Annotated in this window: 16 protein-coding genes; 5 read left to right on the forward strand and 11 right to left on the reverse strand. The window is 45.9% G+C overall.

What is annotated here, in order from left to right; genetic code table 11:
• Positions 1–201: 201 nt before the first annotated feature.
• Genes FE392_RS12945 through FE392_RS12970 form a run of 6 tightly spaced genes read right to left on the reverse strand, consistent with a single transcriptional unit; the run spans position 202 to position 5,969 of the window.
• Positions 202–648: a phage tail protein gene (locus tag FE392_RS12945; RefSeq protein ID WP_319930636.1), complete on the reverse strand. Its 447-nt coding sequence runs from the start codon at positions 646–648 to the stop codon at positions 202–204.
• A gap of 4 nt (positions 649–652) precedes the next feature.
• On the reverse strand, positions 653–3,772 hold the full coding sequence (locus tag FE392_RS12950; protein ID WP_319930637.1) for a phage tail tape measure protein: 3,120 nt from the start codon (positions 3,770–3,772) through the stop codon (positions 653–655).
• A complete protein-coding gene (locus FE392_RS12955) occupies positions 3,769–3,918 on the reverse strand; it encodes a GpE family phage tail protein (protein ID WP_439153485.1) in 150 nt (49 codons plus the stop codon). Before FE392_RS12955 ends, FE392_RS12950 begins: the two co-directional genes overlap by 4 nt.
• Complete coding sequence (locus FE392_RS12960; protein ID WP_319930638.1) at positions 3,918–4,223, reverse strand: phage tail assembly protein; 306 nt, start codon at positions 4,221–4,223, stop codon at positions 3,918–3,920. Before FE392_RS12960 ends, FE392_RS12955 begins: the two co-directional genes overlap by 1 nt.
• 45 nt (positions 4,224–4,268) lie before the next feature.
• Complete coding sequence (locus FE392_RS12965) at positions 4,269–4,781, reverse strand: phage major tail tube protein (RefSeq protein WP_319930639.1); 513 nt, start codon at positions 4,779–4,781, stop codon at positions 4,269–4,271.
• Between the two features lie 12 nt (positions 4,782–4,793).
• The gene (locus FE392_RS12970) at positions 4,794–5,969 is read right to left on the reverse strand and encodes a phage tail sheath subtilisin-like domain-containing protein (protein WP_319930640.1); all 1,176 of its coding nucleotides are present in this window, start codon (positions 5,967–5,969) and stop codon (positions 4,794–4,796) included.
• 24 nt (positions 5,970–5,993) lie between these two features.
• On the opposite strand from FE392_RS12970, the gene FE392_RS12975 reads away from it, so the two are divergent.
• From FE392_RS12975 to FE392_RS12985, 3 genes are read left to right on the forward strand one after another with little or no spacing between them, the layout of a single operon-like run.
• On the forward strand, positions 5,994–6,185 hold the full coding sequence (locus FE392_RS12975) for a hypothetical protein (protein WP_319930641.1): 192 nt from the start codon (positions 5,994–5,996) through the stop codon (positions 6,183–6,185).
• On the forward strand, positions 6,130–7,239 hold the full coding sequence (locus tag FE392_RS12980) for a phage late control D family protein (protein WP_319930642.1): 1,110 nt from the start codon (positions 6,130–6,132) through the stop codon (positions 7,237–7,239). The genes FE392_RS12975 and FE392_RS12980 overlap by 56 nt, the downstream gene beginning before the upstream one ends.
• A gap of 56 nt (positions 7,240–7,295) precedes the next feature.
• Positions 7,296–7,547: an Ogr/Delta-like zinc finger protein gene (locus tag FE392_RS12985; RefSeq protein WP_319930643.1), complete on the forward strand. Its 252-nt coding sequence runs from the start codon at positions 7,296–7,298 to the stop codon at positions 7,545–7,547.
• A gap of 52 nt (positions 7,548–7,599) precedes the next feature.
• On the opposite strand, the gene FE392_RS12990 is transcribed toward FE392_RS12985, so the two are convergent.
• Positions 7,600–8,004, reverse strand: coding sequence for a hypothetical protein (locus FE392_RS12990; RefSeq protein WP_319930644.1), 405 nt, complete (start codon positions 8,002–8,004; stop codon positions 7,600–7,602).
• Positions 8,005–8,864: 860 nt separating this feature from the next.
• On the opposite strand from FE392_RS12990, the gene FE392_RS12995 reads away from it, so the two are divergent.
• Positions 8,865–9,971, forward strand: coding sequence for a porin (locus FE392_RS12995; protein WP_319930645.1), 1,107 nt, complete (start codon positions 8,865–8,867; stop codon positions 9,969–9,971).
• A 243-nt stretch (positions 9,972–10,214) separates the two neighbouring features.
• Positions 10,215–11,405 (forward strand): amino acid aminotransferase, encoded by a 1,191-nt coding sequence (locus FE392_RS13000; protein ID WP_319930646.1) that lies wholly within the window; start codon positions 10,215–10,217, stop codon positions 11,403–11,405.
• Positions 11,406–11,542: 137 nt separating this feature from the next.
• On the opposite strand, the gene FE392_RS13005 is transcribed toward FE392_RS13000, so the two are convergent.
• The 4 genes from FE392_RS13005 to aphA form a co-directional block, all read right to left on the reverse strand.
• Positions 11,543–12,175 carry an MBL fold metallo-hydrolase gene (locus FE392_RS13005; protein WP_319930647.1) on the reverse strand — a complete coding sequence of 211 codons (633 nt, stop codon included), beginning with the start codon at positions 12,173–12,175 and terminating at the stop codon, positions 11,543–11,545.
• Positions 12,176–12,286: 111 nt separating this feature from the next.
• Positions 12,287–12,835 carry a peptidoglycan L,D-endopeptidase MepK gene (gene mepK, locus FE392_RS13010; RefSeq protein ID WP_319930648.1) on the reverse strand — a complete coding sequence of 183 codons (549 nt, stop codon included), beginning with the start codon at positions 12,833–12,835 and terminating at the stop codon, positions 12,287–12,289.
• 409 nt (positions 12,836–13,244) lie between these two features.
• Positions 13,245–14,969: a L,D-transpeptidase gene (gene ldtD, locus FE392_RS13015; RefSeq protein WP_319930649.1), complete on the reverse strand. Its 1,725-nt coding sequence runs from the start codon at positions 14,967–14,969 to the stop codon at positions 13,245–13,247.
• A gap of 253 nt (positions 14,970–15,222) precedes the next feature.
• Positions 15,223–15,936: an acid phosphatase AphA gene (gene aphA, locus FE392_RS13020; RefSeq protein ID WP_319930650.1), complete on the reverse strand. Its 714-nt coding sequence runs from the start codon at positions 15,934–15,936 to the stop codon at positions 15,223–15,225.
• Positions 15,937–16,322 lie beyond the last annotated feature (386 nt).

A 16,322-nucleotide genomic window follows, 5' to 3' on the forward strand; every position in this document is an offset into this window, starting at 1 on the left:
TAAACCGAGGTTTAATACAAACCTAAATGCGATTGAATAACCGAAATAAAACCACCCGTTACGGGTTGGTTGAAGATGAAGAATGGATAAATCAATGAAAATCACGCATCAATAAATGACCAAAACAGCAAATTATTTTAAATTGCCTAGAGATGCGTGAATGATGAACGTATTTCGCGGAAGGAATAATCAAAACTCGTACTATTTTAACGCCAGCTTTGCCAGCCCCAGCACATCATCTGCTGTCACGGCATGCAGCCCCTCCCGGATGTCTTCACTCACCCGCTTAAGCGACACGGTAAACTCAATCCGCCTCGCCTTGCCGTCGGCGAAAAACTCCGTGCGGTTTTCGGTCAGGCTGTCGATAACAAACATGCCGTAAATCATGCCCGTACCTTCAATCAACGGCCACGGCTTAGCGGAAAAAGCCATTGCGCGCAGGACTTCTAGCGAGATATCGCCACCGGTGATTTCAGGGTACAGCATCCCATTCAAAGTAATGCTGTCTTCGCCGGGGCCAATGTATTGCCATTTGGCCGATTTGCCGATCCGGTCATTTTTCACGTGTCGCCAGTCCATGTTACGGCTCATGGACTGGTAAGGCGTAGTATTGAGCATAAAAACAAACAAGCCATAAATCATCATCATGGTATTAATCCTCATCATACAAACTGGAACGGCGGCGCACGCCTTTTTGCCGCATGATTTTTTCAATTTCCGTTCTGACCCTATCCGCAAGGGAACGCTCATCTTTCATATCAACCCCGTGAAAATGCAGGTTAATGGTGTAGCGGTCGTCATGGGCTTTGGGGCTGTTACCCATACCGGCAGGCGTCACCGGGATCGGGATACCACTTAAGGCCGGTTGTAACGGCTGCAATTTTTCCGTCAGCCGGCTTAACAGTGACGGTTGCTGTAAACGGGGTTCCTGATAGACACCGTCAATGGCGATCACTGGTGGGCGATTTTTAAAGACAATATCACCCAGCTTGTTGGGGTCAGTTTGTGGGGCAGCACTGCCCGCCGCTTCCAGCGATCCGCTGCCTTTTCCTTTTTTCCCTTTCTTGCCCTTTTTATCATTGGGATCGTAAACCTTCGAGCCAAACGTTGGTAAGGCTGGCGGCTCGGTCTTGGGTTTATTTTCTGCGGCCTTTTCACCGGCTTTGGCCAAGGCGCTGCCCGGTGGTGTTGGTGTCCATTCCTGCTTAACCATCTTTTTGGCTTTGTCATCCCAAACCCACTGCACCGACTTTTGCACTTCCGGCAGGTTAACCGGCCCCATCGCATTGGAGGCATCAAGGGCGGCTCTGGTCGCATCGGGGATCATGCCCAGCTTTTCCAGTAACCAGCCCACTCCCTTGGCCACGGCCGCAATCACATCAACAACCCCGGCAATGGCCTTGCCGACCAATCGCCCAAACGTCTGGCCGGCTTCAGTCGCAGCTTTCAGGCTTTCCGACGAAGTATTGACTGGCTCAAACAGGGCGGTGACCCACTCCCAAACCTTTTTGATAGCGCTGCCGATGGCATCAAAAATCGGGGCGAACGGGGCAAAGGCCGCGGCAAGGGAATCACGCACCGGTGCGATGGCTTCCATCAGGCCACTGAAAAAACCGGCAAACCATGCCTTGATGGGTTCCCAGTATTTCCAGATTAACACCGCCGCCAGTACAATTGCGGCAATCAGCAAGCCCAGTGGGCTAAACAATAATGAAAATCCGCCGGCAATTGCCGACAACGATGAGGTAAATGCCAGCCGCAACGGGGCTAATCCCCCAGTGACCAAACCTTTTAATCCGGTTTGCAACATAGACAGCGCCATCATGGGCTGGGTAAACACCATCAGCAAGCCGCGTTTTGCTCCCATTGCACCACTCGTTAGCATTGACCAACCGCCGCTGGTCAGCCCTTTTATCCGGGTGCTTAAGTTCCCTAGCGCCGTCCCGGCATTCTGAAAAATGTTTTTCCAACCCTTAACACTGCGGCTAACGCCCCCCAATGAAGGTAATAAACCCCGTAATCCGGTTGTTAATCGCCCCAGTGATGGAAATAGGGCCACCAAACCGCCGCCACGGGTCAGCATAAACAGACTGAGCCGGAACGCGGCAAACGGCACGATCACCGCCGCCGCGGCTAATGCCAGTGCGCCCAGTGCGGTTACAATAATACCGATAGCCGCAGCCCCTACGCCCAAAGCCTTGGTGAGTTCAGGATGTGCTTTTGTCCATTCAGTGATACGACGCAAAATACCCGTAATGCGCTGGGTCACTTCACGCAGCACGGGATCAACTCTTTCTTTAATTTCTACCCTTAAGCCTTCCCATGCCGAGGTCAGGTTTTTTAAATCGCCATCCCAGTTGTCCATATTGGTATCAGCGATTTTTTGCGCGCGGCCTTTGGCATTGTCATTGCTGGTTTTTTTCTCGGCATATTTCCCGTTGACCATGCCATCCAACACATTCCCCATGCCAATCATGGCCTCTTCACCGAAGATCGCTTTTTTCATGAGGATTTGGCTGGGCTGGTCGAATTTACGCAGGCTGACCGCCATTTCTTTTAGAATGTCGTCAGTGTCTCGCAATTCACCATTGGATTTTTTTATCTTGATACCCAATGTGGCCATCGCATCCGCTGCACCGCCCGTGGGGGCAACCAGACGGGATAAACCCGCGCGTAAGGCCGTGCCGGCCATACTGCCATTCGTGCCATTGTCCGCCATCACGCCGACCATCGCGGCCATGCTTTCCAGACTGATACCGAGTTGTGGGGCAAGGGAACCCGCGTAAACCATCGCTTCACTTAATTCACGCAGGTTGGTCGTTGAGCCGGTAAAGGTGGCGGTTAATACATCAGATAGCCTATCCATCTGATCGGGGTTCAGTTTGAACTGAGATAGCATCTTTGCGCCCATGTCCGCGGATTCCCCTAAATCCACTTCGCCGGCTAGTGCCATATTCAGAATGCCCGGCAAGGCCGCTTTGATAGAGTCAGGTGTAAATCCGGCGGTAGCCAAAAACTTTTGCCCCATCGCAGCATCTGTTGCCGTGAAAGCCGTTGAGGCACCGAGTTCTTTTGCCTGCTCACGCAGCATCGCGTATTGCGGGTTATTTTTATCCAAATTGGTGAGTGCGCGCACGTTGGCCATCCGCGCATCAAAATCACGTCCCGGCGCAATAAAGCGCGACATGCCATACAGCGACCCCACACCGGTGGCCGTGGCTGCTGCTCCCGCCGTGGCCAGTTTGCCGCGCAGTTCTTTGGCTCTGGCATAACGTGACTGGGCATGAGTCACCGCGGTTAACCGCCGTTGTTGCTCAGCCAATTGCCGGTTATAGGCTTCCGTGCGTCGGGTTGCCTGCTCAGTCACACTGGTACTTCGGTTAACAAAAATGCCATGCCGGTATAATCGTTCACCTACTGTGCGTAATTTTTGGTTTTCATTGTCCAGTGTTCTGCCATAACGATCTCGTTCCTGTCGGGCAGCCAGTAAGGTTCGGCGCTGCGCTTCCGTTTGTTCCCTGAATCGCGGATATTCAGCGGCCAGCGCTTTCACTTTGGCTTTGGCTTCCTCATAGGCACCATTGGTTTTTTTAACGGAGTCCGTCAGCCGTTCGAAAGTACGAGCCTGACTTTGCAGATTGCGGGCACTGTTCTGGGTATTGCGGATTTGGGAAGACAGCCCCGCGGCTGCCCGGTTGGCAGCGTTCAGGGGGCCGGAAAGTCGGTTTGCAGCGCTCAGTGAAACCCGAATATTCAAGTTACGATCGGTCATGATTCGTGTCCATTACGGGCCGCCGCGCGTTCGTGCCATTTCAATAATTCACTCACCGTCATGCCATCGCACTCTGACGGCGACCAGTGAAAGACCGTGGCAATATCGGCAATAATGTCGTCGGTATCGACCGCCGGGCAGGGAATTACCTGTCGGCCGGTTCGTTCGTCTCGCTGGTTGGCGAGGTGGGCGCTAAAAAATTCGCAATGGCCTCAGCCAGCAGAGTGAAATCCTGAACCGGCATGGTCGCCACATCCGCTTCACTCAAACGTGGGTGCGTCACCCTCGGCAGCAACGTGATCATGGCATTCACATCACTGGTCATCACATCCCACAATTTCAGACCGCGCAAGGCACCCACCTGTTTCATGGTGTCGGTGATTTCCACTTCCGTAATGGTGGTGCCGTTGGCCAGCTTCATTGGGTTAGAAAAAGTAATTTTCTTTGACATAGTTATTCTCCGTCAGGCGGGAAAGTGCCCGCCTGCAATTAAACATTAGTGGCCAATATTGGCGCGGTGTTTTTCCAGTAAATCCTGACCGTTGACCCGCCAGACAAGGTTGAGCATATCCACTTCGTGCAGCTCTTCGTTGTTCAGCGTGATCTTGCAGTAGGTATTTTTCAGGGTGTACTTGTGCTGGGTATTTTCCCCGGCTTTGGCACTGCCCCAATCAACCTCGGTAAACCGTCCGCGGGTCTGGATCTCACAGGCGACTGTTTCCCCCGTGGCATCGTCATAGTACGATCCGGCAAAGCGCAGTTGCAGACTGTCAATCCGGCCGCCCCAGGTTTTCAGTAAACCGGCTTCCAAGCCGCCCATCGTCACTTCCATGTCCAGCGCGCCGCTGTCCATTCCCATCAGAACGGCCACGCTGCCGGGCATCCCCGCCCCTTGATAATCCTCGGTCTTGAGGGTCAACTTTGGCGTCGTGACTTCCTCAACCTGTCCCAGATATGTCTGACCATCAATAAAGACGTCAAACATAAAGAGTTTTTTCGGCATCCCCATGCTGATATCCCCTTAGCCTAACTGATCGAAAACAGCGAAATATTCATCGGTAAACGTCTGCACCAATTGCAGGTGTTCCAATGGCGGTACTGGCGTGTATTTATAACGAATCAATGCCGTCCCATCGCGCAAGGTTTCCTTTGGGTTGTCTGTCGGGTCAAACCAACATTCAAACCCCAGTAACCGCCCTTGCGTCACCAACTGCGCCCCCTTGCGGTTGATACCGTCCACGACATCTTTCACCAGTGACGGCAACAGCGGTTTATCAACATAGCTGTAATGCGCCTCGGCTATCATGTCCGCCAGTATCTGGGCGGTACGGGTGTATACCTCAAAGAAATAAGTCTGTGCATCACAGGTGCGGTTACCCCAGAAACGAAACCCGTCACGTTTGATAAGCGTCGTAATGCCTTTGCTGTTCAGATCGTCGGCATCCGTATCCGTGCCCTGCAATGTCCAGTAGATGTCCGCAGAAATGCCCAACACCCCATTGACCGGCACGTTGGACAATGACTTGTGCCAACCCTGTTCAGCATCAATGCGGGCACGCAATCCCAGCGCCACCGCGGTGGCCGGCACGGTTTCATTTTGCCCTGATTGACTGTTGTAGGTGATGAAATCCGGGTAAATGACCATCACTTCACGCTGACTAAAGTTCTCGCGATATTTCTTCACCTCAGCCAGTGTCTTGCAGCCATACGCGCCGATATAGGCAAAGGCACGCAGTTTCTCGGCAAAAATCGCCAATTGCATGGCCACAGGTTGAGTATCCAATTGCGGTACGGCCAGAATGCGCGGGCGTTCGCCGATATTGGCTTCAGCCGTCAACAAGGCGTACAAGCCGGTATAGCGCCCGTTGTCATTGACCCCGCCGATAATCAGCTGATCCTGTGTGCGCTTTTCCCCGTCCCCGCCCAAGTTGTCGGCATCGGCTACCCGGACAACCACCACTTTGGGGCTGCACTGGTCGGAAATGGCCTTGAGCGTGGTGTACAGCGTGCCGGTTTTTCCCGTCTTGCCAATCACGCTGTTAATGCGGGTGACCAGTACCGGGGTGTCCAGCGGGAACGCGTTGGCGTCCGCGTCATCAGCCGTACACACGATACCAATCACTGACGTATCAATGTCGCGTATCAGCGTACTGAGCTGGGTGGTTTCCCTGACTGAGACGCCATGATGAAATGACATAAAATTTACCTCATCGGGTTTGTGATGAAGGGTATGTTGCGCTGCTTGGCGGTGAGAATCACGCAATGCCGCCTGTCACCGCCCCGCGACACCGAACGGGCGTTGTCTACGCGCCCGCGCAGGGCAATCATGGGGCACACTTTCAACAGGCAGGCACACCATGAACCCCATCGACATACTGACCAGCACGGATTACGTGAAAACCCCGGCGTTTGACCTGCAAATCGGCGGGCGTCAAATCACCATCCTCAATGATCGGCTGATTTCCCTGTCCCTGACTGACAACCGCGGCTTTGAAGCGGACACACTGGAACTGGTGATAGACGACACAGACGGCAAGATTGAACTGCCGCCCCGTGGAGCGGAAATCGTGGTCAGGTTGGGCTGGCAGGGAGAACCACTGATTGAGAAAGGGTTGTTTGTCGTGGATGAAATTAGCCACAATGGCCCGCCAGATCGGTTGGAAATCACCGCCCGCAGTGCCGATTTTCGGGAAGAGTTCAACATTAAGCGTGAATACAGTTGGCACGATGTCACCGTCGGGGATGTGGTCAGCGCCATTGCGGGACGATACAACCTGCAACCCGCCGTAAGCCGCCCGTTGATGGACATTGAAATTGACCATGCTGACCAGACGAATGAAAGTGACATCAGTTTCTTGTCCCGCATGGCGGAAATGCTCGACGCTATCGCCACCATTAAAAACGGCCGTTTACTGTTTATCATTCCGGGGCGTGGGCTGTCGCAAAGTGGTAAACCTTTGCCCGTGGTCACCCTCACCCGTGACAGTGGCGACCGTCACAGCTTCCGGGTGGCTGACCGCGCCGCTTACACGGGCGTCAAGGCATATTGGCTGGATCTGAACTTTGGTAAGCAACCCGCGACCACAATGAAACGCCGGCGGAAAAAACCGAGAAAGAAAAAAGAAAAATCCAGTGCGCGCGAAGGGGAATATCTGGAAGGGGCAGACGGGAACGTCTACGTGATGCGCCAGACGTTCAAGACCGAACAAACCGCCCGACGGGCTGCCGCGGCCAAGTGGGCCAAACTCCAACGCGGGGCAGCTGAGTTTTTCATTACGCTGGCACGGGGACGGGCAGATCTCTACCCTGATTTGACGGCCTCCGTCACGGGCTTTAAAACCGCCATAGATAATCATCAATGGACGATAACACGGGTGATCCATCACGTGGGAGACAGCGGCTTTATCACCCAGTTAGAGCTGGAATTAAAAATTAAGGACATCGACATGACAGAAAGTGACCAATAACAAGCACTAATGCGTTATAATCACGGCAGGCACACCCCCAATGATGAGGGTTCTTCATGGCGTTTACCTGTCCCCAATGCGGCGCTGTGGCAAAAACACGTACCAGTGAAATGATGAGCGATGAGACCCGGCGCAGCTATCACCAATGCCAGAATATTCTGTGCGGCTGTACCTTTACGACCATCACCACCGTTGAACGGTATTTGACACTCCCCAAACCCCAGCAACTCCCGGCTGATTTTAAAGTCCCGACACTGGCGTTCCCGTCCAGCCATTACGGGGATGAACAAATCGGTTTTGGGTTCTGATTGGAAACAGCCCCGTCTTTGGGGCTGATTTTTGGATAGGATAAATGTTAGGTTATTGCTTTATATTAGAATGAACGTGAGTATGGGATAAGATTGTTAAGCTAACTCTATCATCTGCCACTTTGCCTAATTCATCACATGATGAGCGAGGATTTTCAAAAACATAACCGGAATAACTATGTCGATTAAGTACCTTTATTTCTTTTGTCTTTTTTAAGTAAGAAGTACCTTTTTCTGCTAGCCAGAGCGGAGCACATACCCCCATTTTAATGACCGCTTGATAGATATCTTTAGTTATCTGATCTTCATTCATAGTAAGTGTAATGATGTTCCCACTGTCACTGATTGAGAGTGGCTGCCATCCTTTCATTGATTTTTGCAATACTGCATCATTTATTGATTGGGCAAATACATTGAACGAGGCCAGTAAAAAGAGTGCACAGATAATTTTTTTCATTAAATCTCTCCTTTGATTTTAAATAATCATGAATAAATATTGCAGATACTAATTATCGGTCAAGAATCACACTACGTAGATGTGAGACTGATCTGATCACTTGATAGCAATAAATGAAACGGTTATTCAAAAATCAGGGAGGGTTTTTAGTCTGTAGATAGGGAGGCATTATGTTGGTTATTTATCACACTCAACAAGTACAATATTTAATCAAAAAGGCCAAATAACAAGCACAAAAAGAGATTGATAACTACTAAAAAAAACAAATTTTTCATTATTGCCCTTCCATCATTACATTATTTATGCTTAGGGATCTTTAATTCTTATTTTCCTATACCTTTCTACTTAATTCCTTTAAGAAAAATGAAAATTGATGAGTAGGAGTCATAATTCATAATTTAAACAAGAATAGCATCATGTGCTTTATATATTGATATATAAGATTTTTATCATTTGCCGATTAGAAGTATTTTTTAGACTTAATTCATTATATTGATAAGCAAAAGTAAAGCCCCAATCAAAATGGGGCTTTTCGAAGTGTGGTCAAGATGTGGACATCAATAGCGGGAATCCTTTATTTCCGCTGTAGTAAAAAGCCAGCGAAAGTTGGCTTTTTTTATTTTATGGCGGAAAACGCCCGAAAAAAGTTCCCTCTCATTTACATTTTGAAACATATATTTTCACTTTGTTACTGATTATGCACTTTTGTAGCATTTTGAGGGTAGATATAATTCATTACCAATGGAACACTGTTCGCCAATTAATAAGACACACGATACCCAAAAATAGTTCCAAAAATTTTTAGTGTTCTATTTCTGGCAGTGGCAGGTGTCTGAATAACACCAATGAGGGTAATAATAATGAAGCGCAATATTCTTGCAGTGGTAATCCCGGCTCTGTTGGTTGCTGGTACAGCAAACGCGGCTGAAATCTTTAACAAAGATGGCAACAAACTGGATCTGTACGGTAAAGTAGACGCTCGTCACCAAATCGCAGATGAAAGAAGCAGTGAAGACGGTGATGCATCTTACGCTCGTGTAGGTATCAAAGGTGAAACTCAGATCACTGACCAACTGACTGGTTTTGGTCGTTGGGAATACAACCTGAAGGCTAATCAGGCAGAAGCTGAAGGTGCTAAATCTTCAACTCGTCTGGCTTTCGCTGGCTTGAAATTCGCTAACTACGGTTCACTGGACTACGGTCGTAACTATGGTGTGAATTACGATGTTGTTGCATGGACTGACGTACTGCCAATCTTTGGCGGCGATTCCATGACTAAAACTGACAACTACATGACCGGTCGTGCTACTGGCCTGCTGACTTACCGCAACACCGATTTCTTCGGCTTGGTTGATGGCCTGAACTTTGCTCTGCAATACCAAGGTCAAAACAGCCTGCGCACCAAAAATGAACGTAGCGGCGCTACAGCAAATGGTGATGGCTACGGCTTGTCTACCTCTTATGACGTAGGTTACGGCATCACTGTTGGTGGTTCTTACGCTAATTCTACCCGTGCAAACGGCGACTGGGCTAAAGGCTATGCTCACGGTAACCGTGCTGAAGCATGGAACTTGGGTGCTAAATACGATGCGAACAACGTATACCTGGCAGCTATGTACGGTGAAACCCGTAATATGACCCCAGTTACAAGAAAAATTAAAGACGACGATGTCACTGGTATTACTAATAAAACTCAGAACATCGAATTGGTAGCACAGTACCTGTTCTCTGACTTAGGCCTGAAACCATCTCTGGCTTATGTGCAATCTAAAGGTAAAAACTTGGGTGAGCCAAGAAGCCAATTTGGTACAGATTTGGCTAAATACGTTTCTGTAGGTACTTATTACTACTTTAACAAAAATCTGTCTACTTACGTTGATTATAAAATCAACCTGCTGAAGAAAGACAATGAGCTGGGTCTGGATGCTCGCAACGTATTCGGTGTTGGTCTGACTTATCAGTTCTAATCACTGTTGATAAACAATTTGGCTTTTCGCTAAATAGATTTATCTCAGAAAAAGCAGCGCTCCGGCGCTGCTTTTTGCATTTTACTTCTCTGTTTTTTCAGACTCTTTTTCTCACTCCGTAAACTACTTCACAAGATTTTATTCTTTTTGCTACAAGTAGTTGGCAAATGGGTTCCTTAGCGTTACCCTGAGCGGCGTGAAACTTATTTTGGGCTTAACTCTCCGAGTCTTGGAATCAAAAAAATGTTTGAGAAAATTATAGCAGCGCCTGCTGATCCTATTCTTGGTTTAGCTGATAGCTTTAAAGCTGACCCTCGTGAAAATAAAATCAACTTGGGTATCGGCGTCTACAAAGACGAAACAGGTAAAACCCCTGTTCTGACCACCGTCAAAAAAGCAGAAAAATTCTTGCTGGAAAATGAAACCACCAAAAATTATCTGGCAATTAGCGGGTTACCTGAATTTGGCCGCGTTACTCAAGAACTGCTATTTGGACAAACCAGCCCTGTCGTCACTGATAAGCGTGCCCGTACGGTACAAAGCCCAGGCGGAACTGGAGCACTGCGCATTGCCGCTGATTTTATTGCTAAACAGACCAATGCAAAGCGGGTCTGGATCAGCAATCCAACCTGGCCAAACCATAAAGGCGTTTTCGCCAGCGCTGGTTTAGAAATCTGCGAATATAATTATTACGATGCAGAAAAACATACCCTGAACTTTGATGGTATGTTGGCAAGCCTGTCTGAAGCACAAGCCGGTGATATCATTTTGCTGCACGGCTGCTGTCATAACCCAACCGGTATCGATCCAACTCCTGAGCAATGGCAGAAACTGGCTGATTTATCCGCTGCGAATGGCTGGTTGCCTGTATTTGATTTTGCTTACCAAGGTTTTGCCAAGGGATTGGAAGAAGATGCGGAAGGTCTGCGCATTTTTGCCAAGAACCACAATGAGCTGATCGTTGCCAGTTCTTATTCCAAAAACTTCGGTCTGTATAATGAGCGTGTTGGAGCTTGCACCATCGTTGCAGCAGACAGCGATACCGCAGAAAAAGCGTTCAGCCAAGCAAAATCCATTGTTCGCACCAATTACTCTAACCCGCCAGCACATGGTGCTTCCGTTGTTACGACTATCCTGTCCAATGACGACCTGAAAGCGGAATGGATTCAAGAATTGGCAACAATGCGTGAACGTATTCAGCGTATGCGTCAGCTGTTTGTAAACACCTTACAAGAAAAAGGTGCAAAACAAGATTTCAGCTTTATTACCTCTCAGAATGGTATGTTCTCATTCAGTGGATTGACTAAAGAACAAGTTGAGCGCCTGCGCGAAGAATTCGGCATCTATGCCGTCAGCTCTGGCCGCATCAACGTGGCAGGTTTGACACTAGAGAACATGGTTCCTCTATGTGAAGCTATCGTTGCTGTAATTTGATTTATCTGAGCAACAAAGCCTTTATACCAAAAAAGCCGCTGCAAAGCGGCTTTCTACTCCTTACAGCATTCCTTGCTTATACTATTCCTTGTATATATTCCCTACTTGCTTAATGCATTGCACAAGAAAAATACCTATTAATCCTGTAAAAAAGGGTTAGTTTTTCGCTCATGGCCTAATGTCGACATTGGCCCATGACCGGGAATGAACTGGTAATCATCTCCCAGCGGCAGCACTTTTTCCTTGATGGATTGAATCAATTCATCATAATTTCCGCCGGGGAAATCAGTACGGCCAATGCTGCCTTTAAACAGTACATCACCCATTGAGATTAGTTTTTCAGCATGGTTAGCGAGAATGATGTGCCCCGGTGTATGCCCCGGGCAATGTAAGACCGATAATTCAACATTACCAACTTGCAGTGTATCTCCTTCATCTAACCAACGATCCGGTGTAAAGGATGGGCAAGGTTCAACACCAAACATCTGACATTGAATTTCCAGCCCTTCTATCCAAAAAGCATCACCTTTATGCGGCCCATAAACGGGCACATCAAAATATTTGGATACTTCGACAGTAGCACCAACATGATCGTAGTGACCGTGGGTCAACAGAATTTGAGTGACTTTCAACCCTCGACGCTCAATTTCAGCAATCAGTTGCTCAGCATTGCCGCCGGGATCAACAATCGCAGCGTTTTGCGTTTCTTCGCACCAAATCAAAGTACAATTCTGCATCGCCATCGTAACGGGGATAATGTGGTATTTCATTATATTATTGGGCTCCACAATCAAGACTAATTGTTAAGTATATACCCAATGGCTTTCAAGTTGCAGCACGACCTGCAAAGAGCAGCAGCTTGAAAAATGATGGATATAAAATTACCACGTTCTGACTGGGCCTGTATCAATATGAATAAAATTACTCTTTGGATAGAACCCTACTCCCCCTGCCCGCATTTTCAGTGCCGCCTTACGAATATGCGCAAGTTGAATGCCATCAATATGAAAATCCATTGCTTGCCCACGAGTATGGTAACTCTGTTTTGCAACTCCACTACCGGTTCGACGCAACATGTTATTTGTCGTCAATGAACGATAGCCTGATAATAATTGAACAGGTTTGTTTATACCCATCATCATCTGTAATAGATAAATTTGATCAAACAATTTTGGGTCGATAGTCTTGATTTTATTTTGACGGAAATCGCGGAATAAATAATTCAAGCGATCTAATTCGGATTTGTTATAACGCCGCCCATCGAAGAATTCAGCTTTGAGCGTTTCTCCTGTATGCAGGTTATTAAGACGTAAAATTCTCGGACGCGGCGTTGTCAATGCAGCCAACGCGTGATGAGGTAATAAACTTAACCCCAACGCAGCCACACCTACGCCGAGCCACTTTCGGCGATCGTGGTCAATATCATTCATGGATCATGTGCCCTGCTATTCTATGATGTATTAATATTTTATAAAACTACATTAATATAAAGTTTAATCGACTAATAAGACATCAACAAACAAAAAGTAGTTTCAATTATTTTTGTATATTACTGTAAACTCACCAAGTAATAATTGTGATCAATGTAACATAACTAAAGTTATATCAAATATAGATGAAGTATAAATGATGATATGTTTTTTGAAGATTATTTCAATCTGATTGATAAAACTTGACAATATAGAAGATAAAAAAGCGTATTCAAGAGACATGATGAAAAGGAAAAAACATTGAAAAAAGAATTAGTAATGAAAAAATAAAGGTGAAGAAAGTTTCCTTTTCTTCACCCGTTATAATGTCGATATTAATGCCAAGTTTCATTCTTATAAAGAATAAGGGCTATGAAGATGCCAAATCGTTTTCAGCTTCCAATACTTTGGACAAAAGCGCCGATTTTTGTCTGGCATTAATATCATAATCATAAATGTCAGCGCGATATTGCGGTGTTCCCTTATCATCAACCCAAGCCGTTTGATAATAAAGGAAAACGGGTATTTTATTGGGAATGTTTACATATTTCGTTGCCCAAGTTTTCAATGAACTACTGACTTTACTTTTATTCCAGCCAGCGTCTCCCAACAACATATTCGCCAGCTCAGGAGCCTTATTAACACGAACACAACCAGAACTGACCGCTCTCATTTCCCGCCCGAAAGTGGCTTGGTTTGGCGTATCATGCAAATAAATCGCCTCTGAATTCGGCATATTAAATTTAAAGCGCCCCAATGAATTAGTTGGGCCTGGTGCCTGACGTATACGGTAAGGAAAACTACTTGGCGTGACTACATTCCAATTAATTGACGAAGGATCAATAACCTTGGCATCATTGCTCCAACCAGAAAAAACGGTATAACCCCGCGTGCGGAAATAACTAGGATCACGCATTGCTCTTGGCGCAATATCTTTCCTAGTCATGCTGGTTGGTACGTTCCAAGGTGGATTAATCACCACATTATTTAATTCACTGCTCATAATTGGCGTCTTACGGCTGGGGCGCCCGACGACAACTTTAGAACTTAATTCCTCTTTTCCATTTAAATAATAAATCAGTGAATAATCAGGTATATTCACTAAAATGCCCGTAGGAATATCGCCGGGAATAATCCGCAGCCGCTGTATATTTAAAGCCATGATGCGGGCACGAGTTTGTGGCGTTGTATTTAACCACGTTTTAGTGGATTGACCGATAACACCATCCGCCGTTAGGCCATGTAAAGCCTGAAAACGTTTTACAGCAGCGACTAATTCTTTGCCATATACCTTGCTATCAGTTTTGGTGGCAGATGGATCTAATACCCCAGAGCGAGCCAATATCTTTCTTAACGCAATGACGCTTTCACTACTTTGTCCTGGCCTGAGTGTACCTTTGGACGAAAAATTCTCCCAAGCTTGTTTATCAGCCAATTGCCCTAACATCTCTTTACGCATGCCTTCATACATAGGGTGATTGGGTGATAAGGATATAATATAAGAAAGAATATTATTACTGATATGCTGTTGCCATTTATCAATTAAACTGGATGGAGGTAAATCAATTTTATAAGGAGTCTTACTGTATAACCATGAATCCCCTTTGTTTTTAACGCCATTGATAAAATGCAAATAACCTAACATGGCATCTGATAAAATAATATCATGCCCCATATTACTTAATCCGGGGGAATTTAATTGCACGACCCATTTTTCAAATTGAGGTTGAAAACCCGCTAATGATATTTCAATCAATTGATTTTCAAATTTCTCAATTGCTTTTTTATCCTGCCATAATGGTTGCATTTTATTAGCAGAATATAATGTTACCAAACGATCAAGGAATATCGGTTTTACTTGTTGAGGAAGAAAATTCTGTAACTTTTTTCGATTTTCTTCAATAGAGTTCATTGGCGATATAGGAGTATTCTTATCCGATGAAATAACGGTACTTGCTTGTGTTTGCCCTCCTGATAATTGTTGAGTTTCATCCGAAATGAATCCATTTTGTTGATTTGCAAAGGCTACCTCTGATAGCGCCAATGCGCTCCAGATAAAAGAAACTTTCAGTAATCTGACCGTGTTCTTCGTCATAAGAGTTCACCTCACCTTATTATGTACGCGCTATCCAATGACTCATTTTAATTATCAACAGACTTATTTTATCAGAAAAGAATAGTTATAATTATATACATATTTCCTTAGTAAGATAAGGCTCCATGCCATCATACTCAATCGCATAGCTAAAAAGAAAATGTTCACTATAATAAATTACATAGCTCTGTTTTAAAAAAGAAAAAGGCACTTTTCGTGCCTTAATCAGAGTGATTTTTATAGCACTTTAAGATTAATACTCAGATTTAATGACCACTTCTTCGCCAAATCTGCCTGCTTTAGGCAAAGGCTGATAAGAAGAGTTGGATGCCCTTAAAATACGTATGCCACGGATATTTAGCTCGCGTGCCGCAGCAATATCAGCATCTGCGTCGCCGTAGTAGATTTTCAATTTTTGATTTTTCATCCAGCTGACTTTTTCATTTTTGTTGGGCTCATCCCCTGCAAAAATGACTTTATGCATTTTATCGGCCGGAATATGTAAACTTTCTTGTAAGTACTGGGTAACAGCCTCTGTTTTTGTTTTTGCACGCCCGGTAATAAAATAAACATCATCACCGCGCTTCAAATGCATCTGGACTAATTCAATACCAACTTGTTTCGGCAAGCTGAATTTATCCCACCCATTATTCATTTTTTCCCAGAATTTAGGGTTTTTCAGATAGCTTTGATCATTGGGTGAATATTCTTGTTTTCCTCGATAAAATCCTGGGCTGGAAAACAAAACTGTATCATCAATATCAAACCCAACAGCCATAGGCGGTTGCCCTTCCAAACTTTTTTCAATCTGCTTTATCGATACCCAATGTATAGATTGACGCTGAGCTAAGTCTGCTGCGGTAACTCCTGGGCTGGTTGACTCAGGCATAAACATTTTTGCCTGTGCCGCACTGTTTAAACCGAAGGCAAGTACAATCGCACTGAGTGTTAATGTTACTTTACGCATTGTTATTCCTTTCCATATTAATCATAACGGAACGGAATAATAAACATTATCATGGAATCAAAATGAGACGCACTGCACAATTGCCAAAGGTTAATATTTTAAAACGATATTGATAATTTATTTATTATCAACGAAGGTATAATCACCTATTTTTTCATAACCAAGCTGTCATCTTGAAGGAATATATTTCCTGTTAAAGCGGGGTATTCAGCTTATAGCCAATAAGTTTTAGGTTGTATCGCGACGATAAGGAAGAAGCAAAATTTTCTGCATGAAATCAGAAAAGTTGAAGGGATATAATTCATTGCCCAAAAAAACTTACTCTCATTAAAAGAGGCCATATATTTTTATATGACCTCTTATTACATCTAGCAACTTCATCCAAA

Source organism: Xenorhabdus santafensis (assembly GCF_033949405.1).
Lineage (GTDB): Bacteria > Pseudomonadota > Gammaproteobacteria > Enterobacterales > Enterobacteriaceae > Xenorhabdus > Xenorhabdus santafensis.